Source organism: Actinomadura coerulea, from assembly GCF_014208105.1.
Classification (GTDB): domain Bacteria; phylum Actinomycetota; class Actinomycetes; order Streptosporangiales; family Streptosporangiaceae; genus Spirillospora; species Spirillospora coerulea.
Genome location: NZ_JACHMQ010000001.1, coordinates 7416191 through 7433961 on the forward strand (window position 1 = coordinate 7416191; position 17771 = coordinate 7433961).

Annotated in this window: 11 protein-coding genes; 4 read left to right on the plus strand and 7 right to left on the minus strand. The window is 73.7% G+C overall.

The genetic code is table 11. From position 1 onward, the window contains the following. Nucleotides 1-52 precede the first annotated feature (52 nt). On the plus strand, nucleotides 53-1489 hold the full coding sequence (locus BKA00_RS34520) for an MFS transporter (RefSeq protein WP_185032215.1): 1437 nt from the start codon (nucleotides 53-55) through the stop codon (nucleotides 1487-1489). 264 nt (nucleotides 1490-1753) lie between these two features. On the opposite strand, the gene BKA00_RS34525 is transcribed toward BKA00_RS34520, so the two are convergent. The 3 genes from BKA00_RS34525 to BKA00_RS34535 form a co-directional block, all read right to left on the minus strand. Further along, nucleotides 1754-1978, minus strand: a complete 225-nt coding sequence (locus BKA00_RS34525) for a helix-turn-helix domain-containing protein (protein ID WP_185032217.1) — start codon at nucleotides 1976-1978, stop codon at nucleotides 1754-1756. After that, entirely contained in the window at nucleotides 1978-2583 is a 606-nt protein-coding gene (locus BKA00_RS34530) for a DUF2975 domain-containing protein (protein WP_185032219.1), read from the minus strand. The genes BKA00_RS34525 and BKA00_RS34530 overlap by 1 nt, the downstream gene beginning before the upstream one ends. Before the next feature lie 391 nt (nucleotides 2584-2974). Next, nucleotides 2975-6478 (minus strand): indolepyruvate ferredoxin oxidoreductase family protein, encoded by a 3504-nt coding sequence (locus BKA00_RS34535; protein WP_185032221.1) that lies wholly within the window; start codon nucleotides 6476-6478, stop codon nucleotides 2975-2977. A 103-nt stretch (nucleotides 6479-6581) separates the two neighbouring features. On the opposite strand from BKA00_RS34535, the gene BKA00_RS34540 reads away from it, so the two are divergent. Beyond that, nucleotides 6582-7082: an Lrp/AsnC ligand binding domain-containing protein gene (locus BKA00_RS34540; RefSeq protein WP_185032223.1), complete on the plus strand. Its 501-nt coding sequence runs from the start codon at nucleotides 6582-6584 to the stop codon at nucleotides 7080-7082. Nucleotides 7083-7092: 10 nt separating this feature from the next. On the opposite strand, the gene BKA00_RS34545 is transcribed toward BKA00_RS34540, so the two are convergent. From BKA00_RS34545 to BKA00_RS34555, 3 genes are read right to left on the minus strand one after another with little or no spacing between them, the layout of a single operon-like run. Next, complete coding sequence (locus BKA00_RS34545) at nucleotides 7093-8325, minus strand: PP2C family protein-serine/threonine phosphatase (RefSeq protein ID WP_221493420.1); 1233 nt, start codon at nucleotides 8323-8325, stop codon at nucleotides 7093-7095. A 9-nt stretch (nucleotides 8326-8334) separates the two neighbouring features. After that, entirely contained in the window at nucleotides 8335-9435 is a 1101-nt protein-coding gene (locus BKA00_RS34550; protein WP_185035203.1) for an acetate/propionate family kinase, read from the minus strand. Further along, the gene (locus tag BKA00_RS34555; RefSeq protein ID WP_185032225.1) at nucleotides 9435-11795 is read right to left on the minus strand and encodes a phosphoketolase family protein; all 2361 of its coding nucleotides are present in this window, start codon (nucleotides 11793-11795) and stop codon (nucleotides 9435-9437) included. Before BKA00_RS34555 ends, BKA00_RS34550 begins: the two co-directional genes overlap by 1 nt. Before the next feature lie 508 nt (nucleotides 11796-12303). Between BKA00_RS34555 and BKA00_RS34560 the strand changes: the two genes are divergently transcribed. Beyond that, nucleotides 12304-13641, plus strand: coding sequence for an amidase (locus tag BKA00_RS34560; RefSeq protein ID WP_185032227.1), 1338 nt, complete (start codon nucleotides 12304-12306; stop codon nucleotides 13639-13641). 76 nt (nucleotides 13642-13717) lie between these two features. After that, nucleotides 13718-14878, plus strand: coding sequence for an IS30 family transposase (locus tag BKA00_RS34565; protein ID WP_221493078.1), 1161 nt, complete (start codon nucleotides 13718-13720; stop codon nucleotides 14876-14878). Nucleotides 14879-14924: 46 nt separating this feature from the next. On the opposite strand, the gene BKA00_RS34570 is transcribed toward BKA00_RS34565, so the two are convergent. Beyond that, on the minus strand, nucleotides 14925-17660 hold the full coding sequence (locus tag BKA00_RS34570; protein ID WP_185032229.1) for an AAA family ATPase: 2736 nt from the start codon (nucleotides 17658-17660) through the stop codon (nucleotides 14925-14927). Nucleotides 17661-17771 lie beyond the last annotated feature (111 nt).

The following is a 17771-nucleotide window of genomic DNA, read 5'->3' on the forward strand; positions in this document are numbered from 1 at the left end:
ACCTGCTGACTTTGCTTGACCAAAGTCAGGGGGCTCGCTAGCCTCCCTGACTATGGTGGAACAAAGTCAGGTGCGCGGCGCGGGCCGGGTCCGCAGGGGACCGGTGCTCGCGGTGCTCTCCGTCGCCTCCTTCATGGCGGGCCTCGACCTGTTCATCGTCAACGTGGCGTTCACCGACATCGGCCGCGACTTCGCCGGGGAGTCGATGGCCGACCTGTCGTGGGTGCTCAACGGATACGCGATCGTGTTCGCCGCCCTTCTCGTGCCGCTCGGCCGGCTCGCCGACCGCTACGGCCGCAAGGCGGGCCTCCTCATCGGCCTGACCGTCTTCACCCTCGCCTCCCAGGCGTGCGCCGCCGCCCCGTCGCTGTGGTGGCTCGTCGCCTTCCGCGTCGTGCAGGCCGCGGGCGCCGCGGCGCTCATCCCCACCAGCCTCGGGCTGCTGCTGTCGGCGTTCCCCGCCGAGCGGCGCGGCGGCGCGGTGCGGATCTGGTCGGCCGCCTCGGCGATCGCCGCCGCGGCCGGTCCCGCGGTCGGCGGCGTCCTGGTGGACGCCTCCTGGCGCTGGGTGTTCGAGGTCAACGTCCCCATCGGGATCGCGGCGGTGCTGCTCGCGGCCCGCCTCGTCCCCGACTCGCGGGAGGGCGTGACCGCCCGCGTCCCCGACCTGCCCGGCACCGCCGTGGCGACCGCGGCGATCGCGCTGCTGGCGCTCGGCGTGGTGAAGATCAACGACTGGCCGGGCGAGCGGACGGTCCTCGTGGTCGCCGCCGCGCTGCTCGGCCTCGCCTGGTTCTGGCTGCGCTCCCTGCGCCACCCCGCGCCGGTGATCGAGCCCGCGCTGCTGGCCGTCCGCACCTTCCTCTGGTCCAACGCCGCGGTGCTGCTGTTCACCGTCGCGTTCGCCGCCAACCTGCTGCTCGGCGTGCTGTGGATGCAGCAGGTCTGGCACTACTCGCCGATCCGCACCGGGCTCGCCGTCGCGCCCGGCCCCCTGATGGTCCCCGTGATGGCCCTCATCGCCGGGCGCCTCGCCGCGCGCGTCCCGGTCGGGCTGATCACCGCCGTCGGATGCCTGCTGTGCGCGTTCGGCGTCGTCATGATCGCGATGAGCCTGGGCCCGGCCCCGGCCTACGCCGCCGCGATGCTGCCGGGCTGGCTGGTCGGAGGGACCGGCGTCGGGCTCGCCCTGCCCACCATCCTGTCCGCCGCCGCCGTCGAACTGCCGCCCCACCGCTACGCGACGGGCAGCGCCGTGGTGAACATGAGCCGGCAGATCGGCGCGGTCCTCGGCGTCAGCCTCGCCGTCGCCGTCCTCGGCACCCCGCACGGGTACCCCGGTGCCCACACCGCCTACGTCCACGCCTGGCTGATGGTCGGCGGGTTCATGGTGATCGCAGCGATCGCCGCCCTTGGCATGACCCCGCGCCGGCCCCGGCCGTCCCGTCCCGTCCCCGAGCCAGAAACGGAAGTGATCGCCCGCGCCTGAAACCCTCCTTGACACGGGAAACGGGCGAAGCCTTGACCCGGACCGCGAGGCCCGGTTCGCCCGTACCCCGCACAGCAGGCACCTCATCCGGAGAGGTGCCTGCTGTATTTATTGTGCGATTGCTGCATCGCCTCGGTTCGCCTGGCGGCTCACTCGGCGATCAGGTTCTCGCAGGCTCGAACCTGGCTTCGCTCGCAATCGCGACGGTTTGGCTTAGTTGGTGGTTGCTGTGGTGGCTGGGGTCGTCGTGTCCGACGGTTGGCGTCAGTCCTTGGTGTAGTTGAGGATGTCGCCGGGCTGGCAGTCGAGTTCGCGGCACAGGGCGCTGAGGGTGGTGAAGCGGATCGCCTTCGCGCGGCCGTTCTTCAGGATGGAGAGGTTGACGGGGGTCACGCCCACGCGTTCGGCCAGCTCGACCAGGGTGATGCCGCGGTCGGCGAGGATCGCGTCCAGGTGGACGGTGATCTGGTGGGGATCCTCGGGCGGCATCAGACCAGGCCCTCGGTGTCGGCGCGCAGGCGGGCGCCGTGCCCGAACGCCCCGGCCAGCGCGGCGATCAGGACGGCCAGCAGGACGGTGGAGGCCCGCACCGTGAAGCCGATCTCGACCGCGTCCTCGAGCGCGGTGCCGCTGACCAGCGCGTTCGTGGTGAGCATGTCGAAGGCGGGGGCGGCGACGCCGAGCAGCAGGACGGCGGTGGAGACCGCGAAGAGCCGCCGGACGTTCGCCGGGACGAAGACGTCGCCGGTGCGGAACGTCGCGGCCATCCGCAGCAGGACCGACAGGATCACGATGATCAGCACGGCGCGGAGGACCTCGGGCGCGGCGAGCAGCACCCGGTCCCCGAGGCCGGGGTCGCCGACCGCCAGTTCGGCGTGGTGGGTGCCGCGCAGGACCGTCCCGCCGGACGCGAGGTGCGGCACCTGCGCGGTGGAGCGGAGGTCGACGTCGCGGGTGTCGATCGGCGGGAAGGGGCCGGTCACGCCGAGGATCGGGAAGAGGGCCTGGAAGAGTCCGACCAGCAGTAGGCCGATCCCGATGACCAGTTCCAGGAAACGGCTGTCGAACTTCGTCCAGCACGCTGCCAGGGTCATGTCTCAACTCTCCTTGGGGAGGCTTATCGTTTTTCGATAATAACGATAAACGATATGCCGCCGTCAAGGCCCTCCGATCGGCCGGTCGCGAGGGCGCGGTTCAGTTCGCGGGCGAGGCCGGGGGGACAGGCCGCGCTCCCTCAGCCGCGTGACGAGCTTGGCGTGCAGTTCGGCGATCCGGGCGGCGAGGTACCTCCTTCGTCCCCCGCCGTCGAGGCGTTCCGCGAGGCGGTAGCGCTCGGTCGGCCGCAGGCCCGAATCCACTGGACGTCACCCTCGCCGCACTCCGGTGCCGGGCGCGGTCCCCGCCTCGCCAGGAGGTACGCGCCGCCGTCCCCGGCGGGTTCGACAGGCCCGGCCGGGGACGCCGGCGATCGCGCTCACCCGGGTGTCACACGCGGCTCGGCGACCGCTCGGCCCGCCACGCGGCGAGCAGCTCGCGCAGGGTCTCCTCGTACCGGGCGATGTTCTCGGTCTTGACGTCCTCGTAACCGCGGATCATGTCCGGCAGCTCGGCGATCCGGACGGCGGCGTCGAGCCGGCCGCCCCCGGCGGCGCCCGCGTCCAACCCGGCCACCAGCTCGTTCACCACCGCGACGTACCCGGTGACGAGGCGCCGCTCGGCGCGCCGCTGCGCGGTGGCGCCGAACGGGTCGAGCGGGGTGCCGCGCAGCCGCCGCATCGCGCGCAGCGCGCGGAACGCCGGGCGGGCCGTCCGGCCGAGGGCGATCTTCCGGTCCACCCCGACGGCCCGCAGCAGCGGCGGGTGCAGCATGTACGCGACCGTGGAGCCGGGGCCGAACTGCTCCTCGACGCGCCGGGCGAGCTCCGGGTCGAGGTGCAGCCGGGCCACCTCGTACTCGTCCTTGTAGGCCATCAGCTTGTACAGGTTGCGCGCCACGGCGACCGCGAGGCGCCGCCCGCCGGAGCCCGCCGCCTCCTCGGCCCTGGCCACGCGCAGGACCGCGTCCAGGTACCGCTTGGCGAGCGCGAGGTTCTGGTAGGCGGCGAGGTCGGGGACGCGGATCCGCAGGACGCGGGCCAGCTCGCCGTCCACGCCGGACTCGTCGACGAGGTCCATCGCGGCGGACGCCGTCGCGTCCAGCGGGCGCGGCGCGACCCGCGCGGCCGCCGCCGCGGCGTCGTCGCGGCCTTCGGGTTCGAGCACGAGGCGGCGCCCGGCGCGGAACGCCTGGACGTTCGCCTCCACCTGCACGCCGTTCAGCGCGAGGGCCTCCTCGATCGCCTTCGCCGACAGCGGCAGCAGCCCCGCCTGGTAGGCGGCGCCGACCACCACGAAGTTGGCCGTGGTCGTGGCGCCGAACCAGCGCTCGGCGAGCGCGAGGGCGTCGAACGCGACCAGCCGGTCCGCCCGGGTGCGCTCGGCGATCCGCCTGACCAGCGTCGCGCTCGGCGGCAGCGACGCCGAGGTGTCCACGATCATCCGTCCGGTCGGCACCTCGCTGGTCGACACGACCGCGGCGGTCCGGTCCGGCGCGCAGCGGCGCAGGTTGGCCTCGCTCGTCCCCGCCAGGGAGTCGAACACGAGGTAGGCGTCGGCGCCGCCCGCGCCGACCATGCCCGGCCGGTCCCGCTCGGCGGTCCCGATGCGCAGGTGCGACACGACCGCGCCGGCCTTCTGGCTCAGCCCGGTCTGGTCGAGCGCGCGGGCGTGCCGGCCGTCGATGAGGGCCGCCGTGGCGAGGACCTGGTTCACCGTCACGACGCCGGTGCCGCCGATGCCGACGAGCAGCACGTCCGCGGACTCGGGCCGGGCCTCGGGCTCCTCCAGCTCGCCGATCGGCGCCAGGGTCCGCGCCGCCTTGGGTTTCTCGCCGGGCAGGACGGTGACGAACGAGGGGCAGTCGCCGTCGACGCAGGAGTAGTCCTTGTTGCAGGACGTCTGGTTGATCTGCGTCTTGCGGCCGAACTCGGTCTCGACCGGCTCCACGCTCAGGCAGTTCGACTTGGTGCCGCAGTCGCCGCACCCCTCGCAGACGGCCTCGTTGATCAGGACGCGGGTCCGCGGGTCGGGGACGAGGCCGCGCTTGCGCTTGCGGCGCGTCTCGGCCGCGCACGCCTGGTCGTACAGCAGCACGGTCACGCCCGGGATGTCGCGCAGCTCCCGCTGGACGGCGTCGAGGTCGTCGCGGTGCCGGACCCGGACGCCGGGCGCCCAGTCCGTCCCGCGCGGGTAGCGGGACGGGTCGTCCGCCACCACCACGATCTTCGCGACGCCCTCGGCGTGCAGCATCCGGGTGATCGCCGCGGGGTCGGAGCCGCCGTCGGCGTCCTGCCCGCCGGTCATCGCCACGGCCGCGTTGTAGAGGATCTTGAAGGTGATGCTGGTGCCGGCGGCGACGGCCTGCCGCACCGCGAGACTGCCGGAGTGGAAGAACGTCCCGTCGCCGAGGTTCTGGAACATGTGGCCGGTGTCGGAGAACGGGGCCGCGCCCACCCACATCGCTCCCTCGCCGCCCATCTGCGTGGTGCCGATGCCGCGGTCGGTGAACACGGTCATCACGTGGCAGCCGATGCCGCTCGCCGCGATCGACCCGTCCGGGACGACCGTCGACCGGTTGTGGGGGCAGCCCGAGCAGAAGTAGGGGGTGCGCGCCGGGGCGAGCAGGTTGATCTGCGGCTTGCGGGGCTTCAGCACCGCGTCGCGCAGGTCCACGTGCTCCTGCCCGACACGGTCGGCGAGGAGCCCGGCGAGCGCCTTCACGAGCCGGTCGGCGTCCAGGCCCCCGTCCGGCGGGACCAGGCCGGCGCCGTCCGGGCCGTTCTTGCCGTACACGGCGGGACGCTCCGGCAGGTCGTACAGGATGTCGCGGATCTGCGTCTCGACGAACGGCCGCTTCTCCTCCACGACGACGATCTCGCGCAGCCCCCGGGCGAACTCGCGGAGCCGGTCCGCGTCCAGCGGGTAGATCAGCGCGAGGCGCAGCAGCCGGACGCCCCGGCGCTCCAGCGCCGCGTCGTCCAGGCCGAGGCGGTCGAGGGCCTCGCGGAGCTCCACGTAGGTGCGGCCCGCGGCGACCAGCCCGACGACCGCGCCGCCGGCGGCGCCCTCGATCCGGTCGAGCCCGTTGGCGGCGGCGTAGGCCGTCGCGGCGAGCAGGCGGCCCTGGAGGACCTCGGTCTCGATGGCGGTCGTGCCCTGCAGGTCGACGCCCGGCTTGCGCGTCGGCTTCCACGGCCGTCCGCGCCACGCGAACTCCGGGCGGACCGGGTCGGGGACCGGCCCGGCGTCCACGATCTCGTGGGAGTCGGCGACGTCCGTCACGAGCTTGAACCCGGTCCACGCCCCGCTGAACCGGGACATCTCGAAGCCGTGCCGCCCGAGGCGCAGCAGGTCGCCCACCGACCCGGGCACCAGCACCGGCATGAACGCCTCCGCGAGCGCGCCCTCCGTCGCCGACGGCAGCGTGGACGACTTCGCGGACGGGTCGTCGCCCACCACGGCGAGCACCCCGCCGCGCTCCGACGTGCCGAGCCAGTTCGCGTGCTTGAACGCGTCCAGCGACCGGTCGACCCCGGGCGCCTTGCCGTACCAGAGCCCGAACACGCCCTCGAACCGGGGACCCGGCAGGTGCTCGGCGAGCTGCGACCCGTACACGGCCGTCGCCGCCAGCTCCTCGTTCACGCCCGGCACGAACCGGATGCCGTGGCCCTCCAGCAGCTTCGCGTCCCGCAGCAGCTGCTGGTCCAGGCCGCCGAGCGGGGACCCGCGGTACCCGGACACGAAACCGGCGGTCCGCCATCCCCGCCGGGCGTCCGCGCGCCGCTGCTCCAGCAGCAGCCGGACGAGGGCGTGCACCCCGCCGATCGCGATCCGGCCGCGCTCCAGTTCGAGCCTGTCGCGAAGGGGGGAGGAAGAAACGCTGGTGCTCATGCTTGCATTGAGCCGCCTCCGCTGAGCGGAGTGCAAGATGCGTGGGCGATAATTGAGCGGATTGCTCAAGTCAGAACCGAGTTACCCGCCGGAGCTGAGCGTTGTGACCCGTACCACTCTCCTCGATCTGCAGATCCTGCGCCGCCTCGTCGAGCAGCCCCGCATCGGCGTCACGGAGCTGGCCGCCAAGCTCGGCATCGCCCGCAACACCGCGCACGCCCGGGTGGAGCGCCTCGAACGCGAGGGCGTCATCGGCCACCGCGGCCGCGAGGTCGACCTCGGCGCCATCGGCTTCGAGCTGACCGCCTTCGTCACCCTGGAGGTCGCCCAGGGCAGGCTGCGCGAGGCCGCCGTCGCGCTCTCGGCGATCCCGCGCGTGCTGGAGGTCCTCGGGATCACCGGCCAGGGCGACCTCCTCGTCCGCGCCGTCGCCCCCAACGGCAAGCAGCTCCACGAGGTCATCGACTCGATCCTGGCCTGCCCCGGAGTGCGCCGCAGCACCACCTCGATCGTCCTGACCCACCAGGTCCCGTTCCGCCTCGGCCCCCTGCTGGAGGACGAGGAGAGGCGCGCCCGCGCCGCGTCCCGCAGACCGGCCGACTGACGCCGCCGGGTCAGGCGCCCCCGCGCTCCGGCGGGACGCGGCGGGCGAGCAGGAGCGCGACGTCGTCGGCGGCGGCCTCGCGGCCGATCAGCGCCGACATCACCGCCGCGCCGACCGCCTCGGGGGGCCCGGCGTAGGTCGCCTCGCACAGCCGGGCGACGCCCGCCATGATCGAGTCGTCGCGCCGCTCGATCAGCCCGTCGGTGTAGAAGCACAGCAGGGCGCCGGGCGGCAGGCCGAGGGTGAGGGTACGGCGGGGGATGTCCTCGCCCAGGCCGATCAGGACGTCGAACTTCATGTCCACGGACTCGGCCGGGCCGTGCGGGAGCGCGAGGACCGGGGGAGGGTGCCCGGCCGAGGACAGCCGGGCCCGGCCGGCGGCCGTGTCGACCACCGCGTACAGGACGGTCGCCGTCGCCTCGGGTTCGAAGTGCAGCATCTTCCGGTTGAGCTTGCGCAGCACCTCGGCCGGGTCGTCGTTGTCCAGCGCGTAGGCGCGCAGCGCGCTGCGCATCCGGCCCATGACCACGGCCGCCGGGAGCCCGTGGCCCGCCACGTCGCCGATGACGATGCCGACCTCGCCCGAGGGGAGCGTGAACACGTCGTACCAGTCCCCGCCGACGATCGCCTTGCCGGGACTGTAGCGGGCGGCCAGTTCCAGCCCGGGGACCCGCGGGGGCGCGGCCGGGAGGAGGCTGCGCTGCAGTTCCAGCGCGCCGGCGCGTTCGGCGCGGCTGAGCAGGGACTGCACCGCCAGCGCGACGCGGGAGGCCGCGAGCTGGAGGAACTCGGTCTCCTCGCCCGTGAACCGGCGGTGCGCGAGCGTCCCGACGTGCATGACGCCGACCAGCGTCCCGCCGGTGACGAGCGGGACGCCGAGCAGCGAGTGCAGGCCCCGCTCGACGAGCAGCGGGTTGAACACGCGGGCGCTGGGGACGTCCGGGACGTAGACCGGCCGCCGCTCGGCGGCGACGCGCCCGGCGAACCCCTCGCCCACCGGGACGTGGGCGGCCTGGGCGACCTCTTCCTCGATGCCCTTCGCGGCCGTCGCGACGAGGAACCGCTCCTCCCGGTCCAGGAGCAGGACCACGGCCGTGTCGACCTCCAGGATGGCGCGGACCCGGCCGAGGAGGGTGTCGAGCAGCTCGTCCACGCCCATGTAGGCGAACGCCTCGTCGGTGATCGCCTGGATGTTCGAGAGCCTGCGGATCGCGCCCTCCGAAGCGCCCGCCGTATTACCCACCTTTACACCTTATGCACTACCTGCTGTGCCGGGCGGGCCATCGCGCCGCAGGACACTCCGGACGCCGGCGGCGATCTCCAGGTCCTCGCGGGCCGACACCACGAGGGTCCGGACGGCGGCGCCGGGGGCGGTGACGTCGGCGTCGCCGTCCGCGGCGGCGTTGCGGCCGGGGTCGACGGAGGTCCCGAGGTGGGCGAGGTCCTCGGCCAGCCGCCCGCGGACCGCCGGATCGTGCTCGCCGATCCCGCCGGTGAAGACGAGGACGTCCAGCCCGCCGAGCGAGGCGGTCATCGCGGCGGCGCAGGCGCGCAGGCGGTGGTGGTAGACGTCCAGGGCGGCGAGGGCGGCCGGATCGTGCGCGGCGGCCCGCTCGCGGACCCGGCGCATGTCGCCGGTGCCGGTCAGGCCGCGCAGCCCGGAGTCGCGTTCGAGCGCGTCGTTCACCTCCTCCGGCGCGATGCCGTGCTTGATCAGCCAGAGCGGGATGCCGGGGTCGATGCTGCCCGCCCGCGACGCCATGACCAGCCCTTCGAGGGGCGTGAACCCCATGGTGGTGTCGACCGACCGGCCCCCGGCCACGGCGCACAGGGACGCGCCGGCGCCGAGGTGGCACACCACCATCCGCGGCGCGGCCGGGTCGGCTCCGAGCATCTCGGCGGCGCGCCGCACGGCGTAGGAGAAGGACAGGCCGTGGAAGCCGTAGCGGCGCAGCCCGAACCGCTCGCGCCACTCGCGGGGGAGCGCGTAGGCCGCGGCGGCCTCCGGCAGGGTGGCGTGGAAGGCGGTGTCGAAGCACGCCACGGCCGGGACGTCCGGCAGGGCGCCGGTGATCTCGGCCAGGGCGTGCAGGGAGGCGGGCTGGTGCAGCGGCGCGAGGTCGGCGAGCTCGCGGAGCCGCGCGGTGACCTTCTCGTCGACGCGCACCGGCGCGGTGAAGCCGGTACCGCCGTGGACGAACCGGACGCCGACGGCGTCCGGCCGGGGCAGGTCCGCGACCAGCGCGGCCATCTCGTGCCCGCCGCCGGAGTCCTCGGCGATGACCGTGTCGTCGTTGTCGAGCAGGCTCACCTTCAGGCTGCTCGACCCGGGGTTGACCGTCAGGACCCGCATCAGTAGGGCCACGTCCAGTCGCGGACCTCCGGGGCGTCCTCGCCGTGCTCGCGCGTGTAGGAGCGCAGGAAGAGCCGCTGGTCGGCCATCCGCTGCCGGAGGTGGGCGACGCGGGCGCCGAGGGACGGGACGCGGTCGATGACGTCCATGACGAGGTGGAACCGGTCGAGGTCGTTCAGCATGACCATGTCGAACGGCGTGGTCGTCGTCCCCTCCTCCTTGTAGCCGCGGACGTGGAGGTTGCCGTGCCCCGCGCGCCGGTAGGTGAGGCGGTGGATGAGGTACGGGTAGCCGTGGAAGGCGAAGACGATGGGCTTGTCGGTGGTGAACAGCGCGTCGAACTCGCGGTCCGACAGGCCGTGGGGGTGCTCGCTGGACGGCTGGAGCCGCATCAGGTCGACGACGTTGACGACCCGGACGCGCAGCTCGGGGAACAGCTGCCGGAGCAGGTCGACGGCCGCGAGCGTCTCCAGCGTCGGGATGTCGCCCGCGCAGGCGAGCACCACGTCGGGATCGGCGCCGCCGTCGGTGGACGCCCACTCCCAGATGCCGATGCCGCGGGTGCAGTGCGCGATCGCGGCGTCCATCGGCAGCCAGTTCAGCGCGGGCTGCTTCCCGGCCACGATCACGTTGACGTAGTCGCGGGAGCGCAGGCAGTGGTCGCCGACCGACAGCAGCGTGTTCGCGTCCGGCGGCAGGTACACGCGGACGATCTCCGGCTTCTTGTTCAGCACGACGTCGAGGAAGCCGGGGTCCTGGTGGGTGAAGCCGTTGTGGTCCTGCCGCCACACGTGCGACGACAGCAGGTAGTTCAGCGACGCGATCGGGCGCCGCCACGGCAGGCCGCGGGTGACCTTCAGCCACTTCGCGTGCTGGTTGAACATGGAGTCGACGATGTGCACGAAGGCCTCGTAGCTGTTGAACAGCCCGTGCCGGCCGGTGAGCAGGTAGCCCTCCAGCCAGCCCTGGCACAGGTGCTCGCTCAGCACCTCCATCACCTGCCCGGAGCGGGCCTGGTGCTCGTCGGTCGGCAGCACCTCGCCCTCGAAGACGCGGTCGGTGGCCTGGAAGACGTCCCCGAGCCGGTTGGACGCCGTCTCGTCCGCGCCCATGATCCGGAAGTTGGACGGGTTGGCCCCCACGACGTCGCGCAGGAACGTGCCGAGCCTGCGGGTGGGCTCGGTCGTGGTGGTGCCGGGCTTGCCGACCTCGACGGCGTAGTCGCGGAAGTCGGGCAGCGCCAGCGGCTTCAGCAGCAGCCCGCCGTTGGCGTGCGGGTTCGCGCTCATCCGCCGCCCACCCCTCGGAGCGAGGGCGCGGAGCCCGGCCGCCGGGCGGCCCGCCTCGTCGAACAGCTCCTCCGGACGGTAGGAGCGCAGCCACTCCTCCAGCTGCGCGCGGTGCCCGGCGTCCTCGCGGACCCCCGAGAGCGGCACCTGGTGGGAGCGCCAGGTGTTCTCGACCGGCAGCCCGTCCACCTCCTTCGGGCCGGTCCAGCCCTTGGGGGACCGCAGGACGATCATGGGCCAGCGCCGCCGCTCGGACGCCCGCCCCTCCCGGGCGCCGCGCTGGATGTCGGCGATCTCGTCGAGGGCCTGGTCGAGGGCGGCGGCCATCTTGCGGTGCATGGAGGCCGGCTCGTCGCCGCTCACGAGGAACGGCCGGTAGCCGTACCCGTCCAGCAGCTGGACGAGCTCCTCCTCGGGGATGCGCGCCAGCACCGCCGGATTCGCGATCTTGTATCCGTTGAGGTGCAGGATCGGCAGGACGGCGCCGTCGCGCACCGGGTCCAGGAACTTGGTCGAATGCCAGCTCGCCGCGAGGGGGCCCGTCTCGGCCTCGCCGTCCCCGACGACGCACGCGACCACGAGGCCGGGGTTGTCGAAGGCCGCCCCGAACGCGTGGGCGAGGGAGTAGCCCAGCTCGCCGCCCTCGTGGATGGAGCCCGGCGTCTCCGGCGCGACGTGGCTCGGGATGCCGCCGGGGAAGGAGAACTGCCGGAACAGCCGCCGCATGCCCGCCTCGTCCTGCGACACCTCCGGGTACACCTCGCTGTAGGTGCCTTCGAGCCAGGCGTTCGCGACCGCCGCGGGCCCGCCGTGCCCCGGGCCCATGACGTAGATCATGTCGAGGTCGCGCGCGGTGATGACGCGGTTGAGGTGGGCGTAGCAGAAGTTCAGGCCCGGCGTGGTGCCCCAGTGCCCGAGCAGCCGCGGCTTGAGGTCGCGCCGTTCGAGCGGCTCGCGGAGCAGCGGGTTGTCCAGAAGGTAGATCTGCCCCACGGACAGGTAGTTCGCCGCTCTCCAGTACGCGTTGATCCGTTGTACTTCGTCATCGCTCAGGGTGCCCGCCTGGGTCATGCGCGTCCTCCGGGTGCTCTCGACCGCCCTGAGGACATCCCGTCCCCACGAACGGGGTTCTCAACCGTCACCGAGAGCCCATCAGCCCTTTGCCCGCGGGCCTAGGGCCGAACGTCCCGGGACGCCCGGAGCGTCGGCGGGGCCGGGGCGACAACGAGGCCACGGCGCTCGGCCGTGACCTCGTTCCCCCACCTCGGCGCGACCGCCGGTTACAGGGGCGGTATGCCGGCGCGACGGCGCGCGGCCTCCGCCCCGCCCCCCAGCGAACCGGCGGGAGCGTCGCCCCCGGGTGCTGGAAGCCTGTCGCCTACCGGTGCGTAGGTTCACGCTTCCGGGGGCCCGCTCGGCGAGCGGCGGGCAATCTGCGGTGAACGGTGGACAATGAGCGACTAATCCGTGACAGAGTGCCACATTGTGAGCGATGATCGGGACGGCGGGCGGACGGGGAGGGGTCGCGGCGGTCTGAGATGCTACGCAGATCGGTACAGGTAAGCGGCAAGGAGGCGGAATGGGTGGGTTCTTCACCGGACGGACGCTGACCGGGATCGGGCGCGACCTGCGCGCGGGCCGGGAGTCGGCGCGGGGCCTGGTCACGCGGGCCCTGGAGTCGGTCGACAAGGACCTGAACGCCTTCGTGACCCTGGACGAGGAGGGCGCCGAGGCCGCCGCCCGGTGGGCCGACGAGGAGCTGGCGTCCGGCGTCGACCGGGGCCCGCTGCACGGCGTCCCGGTCGCGGTGAAGGACATCATCGACGTCGCCGGGCTGCCCACCGGAATGGGGTCCGGCCACTACGCCGGGCACGTCGCCGAGGCCGACGCGGCCTGCGTGACGATGCTGAGGAACGCGGGCGCGGTGATCGTCGGCAAGACCGGCACGCAGGAGTTCGCGTTCGGCGGCAGCGGGGACGTGTCGGTGAACGGCGCGGTCCGCAACCCCCGCGACCGGGAGCGGATGTCCGGCGGGTCCAGCAGCGGCAGCGCCGTCGCGGTCGCCGCGGGCATGGTCCCGCTCGCCATCGGCACCGACACGGGCGGGTCGGTGCGCATCCCGTCGGCGTTCTGCGGGATCGCCGGGTTCAAGCCGCCGCACGGCGCCATCCCGGCCGGCGGCGTGTTCCCCCTGTCGCGCTCGCTCGACCACGTGGGGGTCCTCGCCGCCACCGCGGCCGACTGCCGCGTCGCCTACCACGCCCTGACCGGGCCGGCGGAGGCCGTCCCCTCCCTCCTGGACGGCGAGTCCGGCGGAGGCGGCCGGGCCGGGAGCACGGCGTACGGGCGCGTCGCCTGGATCGAGCCGCCGGCGTGCGACCCCGAGGTGGAGCGGCGCGTCCGCGCGCTGTTCCCGGACGCGCCGTCCGAGCGGATCGACTTCGCCGGGCTCCGGCAGGTGTTCCTGGCGATCGAGTACAGCGAGGCCTACGACGTGCACGCCGAGCGGGTCGCCGAGGCGCCCGGCCGGTACCAGCCGGCGACGCTCGCCCGCCTGGAGGAGGCGGGCCGGATGCCGGGCTGGCGGCTCGTCCGGGCGCTGCGCGAGCGGGACCGCTACGCCGAGGAGATCGCCGGGCTGCTGGACCGCTACGACCTGCTGGCGATGCCCACCATGCCGATCCCCGCGCCCCGGATCGGCGCGACCGAGGTCGGGCTCGGCTCGCTCACCGCGCTCCTGGTCAGCCTCACCTCGCCGTGGAACGTGCTAGGCCTGCCCGCCCTGTCCGTCCCCGCCGGAACCGTCCCGGTAGACGGCGGCGGCGAAATGCCCGTCGGGGCGCAACTAGTCACCCGCCGAGGCGCGGAAAGCCTCCTCTTCGAGGCAGCCGACCACCTGGGGCTGGGGGCCCGTTGAGTTGCGGCATGTTGCCCTTCTGCGCGGGGGCGGTCTCTAGTGTCTGTTGCAACGAGATCCCTGGAAGGATCTTGTTGTGCCGGGAAGACGTCTGACAGCTGCTGAGCGCGCGCAGATCGAGGTGTTGTTCGGTGCGGGCCGGTCGTTTCCGCAGATCGCGGAGGCGATCGGCCGGGACCGGTCAACTGTGTGGCGGGAGGTGCGCCGTAACCACTCCTATCGGCGGTCGGACGCCGGTGGGGGCGGGGCGCGGTATCCGGGCCGGGCGACCACCGCGTGTCCGGGCGGGCTGGGCGGGCTGTACCGGTGGACGTACTCGCATGTGGCCGCGCAGCGCAAGGCCGATGAGCGGGCGCGTCGGCACCGGCCGGGCAAGTTGATCGGCAACAGCGGGAACAAGGGCCGGGCCTGGTGCCAGGGCCGGTTGTGGCCGGTGGTGCGTGATCTGCTGGTGCGGCGGTGGTCGCCGCAGCAGATCGCGGCGCACCTGCGCGCCGCCTATCCTGACCAGCCGGAGATGCGAGTGTCGCACGAGACGATTTATCAGGCGATCTACTACCAGGCCCGGGGCCGGATGCGGGCCGAGCTGGCCCGGCAGCTGCAGTTGCGGCCGGGGGAGGGGTCGGTGCTGCGCAGCGGCCGCGCCGCCCGCCGTCCGCCCTCGCGTCTGGCCCGCGCCGAGAGCGCGGCGCGCAGCCGCCGGCCCTGGATCCAGGGCCTGCACATCTCGGCCCGGCCCGCCCAGGCGGCCGACCGGGCGGTGCCGGGGCACTGGGAGGGCGACCTGGTGATCGGGGCCCGCGGATCCAGCGCCATCATCACCCTGGTCGAGCGCACCACCCGGTTCGTGATGCTCGGCGCGTTGCCGCACTCACGCGTGTCCGAGCAGGTCACCGGCGTGCTGACCACTTTGATGCGGCGGTTGCCGGCCGAGCTGGCCGCGACCTTGACCTGGGACCAGGGATCGGAGATGGCCCAGCACGCCGACTTCACCCTGGCCACCGGGTGCCGGGTCTACTTCTGCGACCCGCACGCGCCCTGGCAGCGCGGCTCCAACGAGAACACCAACGGGCTGCTGCGCCAGTACTTCCCCCGCTCCTCCACCGACTTCCGCAACTACACCCAGCACGACCTCGACGAAGTCGCCCGCCAGCTCAACGGACGACCCCGCCAAACCCTGAACTGGAAAACCCCAGCCCAAGCACTCAACGAATACCTCGTTGCAACAACCGCTTGACACCGCCGGCGCTGATAAGGGCAACACGCCGCAACTCGACGGGGGGTTAGAGGTAGAGGCCGAAGAATTCCTCGGGGTGGTCCAGGAGCGGGGGCAGGTCGTCGGCGGTCAGCGTGACCAGCTCCTCCCGGGTGGGGGGCGCCTGGTCGCCGCCCCGGGCCGGGCCGGGGCCCTTCCCGCCCGCCGAGTCCTCCGCTTGGGCGACGGCGGCGGAGGCGACGCGGTCGGCCTGGTTCGCGACGGCCACGTCCAGCATGTTGCGCATCAGGCGGCCGTTGCCGAAGGACGGGCCGCGGGGCGCGCGGCGCAGCATCGAGCGCAGGACGTCCTCGGTGCCGGGGGCCAGCTCGAAGCCGTCGGCGGCGGCGAGCCGGCCGAACACCGTGATCAGCTCGTCGTCGTCGTAGTCGGGGAAGTGGATCTGCTTGGGGAACCGGGAGTCCAGGCCGGGGTTGGCGGCGAGGAACTCGGCCATCTCCTGCTGGTAGCCGGCCACGACCACGACGAGGTCGTCGCGGTGGTCCTCCATCAGCTTGACCAGCTCGGCGATCGCCTCGTGCCCGTAGTCGCCCTTCAGCGGCGACTGCGTCAGCGTGTACGCCTCGTCGATGAACAGGACGCCGCCGACCGCGCGCTCCACCAGGCGGCGCGTGCGGGGCGCGGTCTGCCCGATGTACTCGCCGACGAGGTGGGCGCGGGACGCCTCCACCAGATGCCCGGACGACAGGACGCCGAGCCGCTTGTAGATGCGGCCGAGCAGCCGGGCCACCATCGTCTTGCCGGTGCCCGGGTTGCCGGTGAACACCATGTGCCGGGTCGGCGGCGTGATCCGCAGACCCGACTCGCTGCGCAGCCGCGCCGCCTGCGTCCCGGCGACGAGCAGGGCGATCTCGTGCTTGACGCCCTCCAGGCCGGTGAGCTCGCGCAGCTCGGCCAGCGGGTCGCCGGCGGCCTGCGCGGTGTCGAGCGCGGCCGGGAGGTCCTGCTTGCGGACGAGCGGCGCGCCGCCCGCCGCGTCGGCGCCGAGCCGGGCCCGCGCGGCGGCGACGACCTGGTCGGCGAGGTGCGGCGCGAGGCGCGCGTTGCGGAGCGTCTGCGTCGGCGTGGTCGCGGCCAGCAGCCCGCCCGCCGCCTCGATCGCCTGGCGGGTGCCGCGGGCGCCGCGGGCGTCCAGCGCGCGGCGGAACAGCTCGGCGTGGCCCGCCGCCGTGAACGGCCGGGTGCGGGCGATCCGGAACCGCTGCGGCAGGACGGGGTTGATCTCGCGGATCCGCTCCTCGCCGCCGGCGTCGCACAGCGCCACCAGGTTCAGGTCGGGGTGGACGGCGAGGAGGCGGTGCAGCTCGGCGGCCAGGGCCTCGCCGTTGCCGGGGTCGGCGACGATCCCGTCCAGGCCCTCGATGATCAGCAGCCGGTCGCCGGCGCACTCGCGGGCGTCGGCGTGCAGCTTGGCGACGGCGTCCGACAGGCGCTGCCCGGCGAACAGGTTGTCGGTGACCCAGTGCGGGTCGCGGCCGAGCGCCAGCGCCCGGCCGAGCTCCTGCGCGGCATCGCGCTTGCCGGTGCCGTCCGGTCCGCTGATCAGCAGCCGGACGGGCGCGCTGCCGCGGGTCAGCTCGGCCAGCGCCGCGGTCACCTCCGGCTGCTCGACCAGCGACGTGGCGATCTCCGCCCGGCCGCCCGCGGCCGCACCGGGCGCGGCGTCGGCGGCGGGCAGGCCGCGCAGCGTCTCGGTGAGCGGGTTCACGACGCGGCGGCGCGGCGCGTACAGGCGGCGCAGGTCGGTCTGGAACTGGCCGACCGGGATCCACTCCGCCTTCGGGAACCACGGGTCGCCCGGCAGGCCCTGCACGATCGCGACGAACCGCATCGCCATGTCGAGCCAGCCGCGGCACGCGTCGGCGGCGCCCGCGACGAGGGCCCGGACGAGCCACGCGCGCGTCCGCTCCTGCCACGCGCCCGCCTTGAACCCGCGGCGCTCCGCGGTGAACCGCTGGAGCAGCTCACCGTACCGGTCCTCGCCGAGCGCGACCGCGAGTTCGGCCGGGACCTGCTCCATGCTGCCCTGCAGCAGCAGGTGCACCAGGTGGACCTCGACGGTCTCCTCGCGCGGCGCCGCCTCCATCAGGTGCTCGTAGGACGCGAGCAGGCCGGCGCAGACCCACTCCAGGTAGCCGACCGGGCCGAGCAGTTCGGGCACCGCCGCGACGATGTCGTCGCCGGCGTGCGCGTGCCAGTGCTCGCGCAGTTCCGTCTTGGGCAGGTTCATGTCGCAGACCGGCGGGTCGTCGTAGAGGCGCAGCAGCGCCTTGCGGCGCTCCTCCAGCGGCTCGATCCCCTCCAGCGCCGCCAGGCAGTCGCGGGCCAGCTCGATCGCCAGCGCCCGGTCGGGCGCCTCGATGAGCCAGTCCACCGGGGGCCGCCACCGCCCGCCCGGCGCGTCCCACCGGGTCATGCGGGTGCTGAGCGGCCCGGGGTTGACCAGGTGCCGGTGCAGCAGCCGCTCGGGGAGCTGCGACCACGAGCCCGCCTTGATCGCGCCGCCGCCCGGCAGGAACGCCAGCATGCCGAAGATCTCCGCGGTGACGAGCGACGCGGGCAGCGTCAGCAGCTTGTGCTCGTCGGTGGTCAGCTCCACGGCCCGCGGGTCGGCCGCCAGCCCGTCGATCCGCGCCGAGATCTCCTCGAACAGCCCGTCCGGGACGCGCCACGGGCCGTGCGAGTAGACGTCGAGCACCGGCTCGTCGGTGAGCAGTAGCTCCAGATGCTCTGGCAGCCGCAACGAACACTCCCCAAGAACGTCCAAAACAGGGGTACAGCTTATGTTTTCAAAGCGAGTGCTGTGGTGCCCGCGCGGCACCGGGCGCGAGGGTCGTGCAGCGCACGGGCCCGA

Coding starts and splice junctions, on each gene's coding strand:
- BKA00_RS34520 (WP_185032215.1), top strand. CDS start 53: ATGGTGGAACAAAGTCAGGTGCGCGGCGCGGGCCGGGTCCGCAGGGGA.
- BKA00_RS34525 (WP_185032217.1), bottom strand. CDS start 1,978: ATGCCGCCCGAGGATCCCCACCAGATCACCGTCCACCTGGACGCGATC.
- BKA00_RS34530 (WP_185032219.1), bottom strand. CDS start 2,583: ATGACCCTGGCAGCGTGCTGGACGAAGTTCGACAGCCGTTTCCTGGAA.
- BKA00_RS34535 (WP_185032221.1), bottom strand. CDS start 6,478: ATGAGCACCAGCGTTTCTTCCTCCCCCCTTCGCGACAGGCTCGAACTG.
- BKA00_RS34550 (WP_185035203.1), bottom strand. CDS start 9,435: ATGCGGGTCCTGACGGTCAACCCCGGGTCGAGCAGCCTGAAGGTGAGC.
- BKA00_RS34555 (WP_185032225.1), bottom strand. CDS start 11,795: ATGACCCAGGCGGGCACCCTGAGCGATGACGAAGTACAACGGATCAAC.
- BKA00_RS34560 (WP_185032227.1), top strand. CDS start 12,304: ATGGGTGGGTTCTTCACCGGACGGACGCTGACCGGGATCGGGCGCGAC.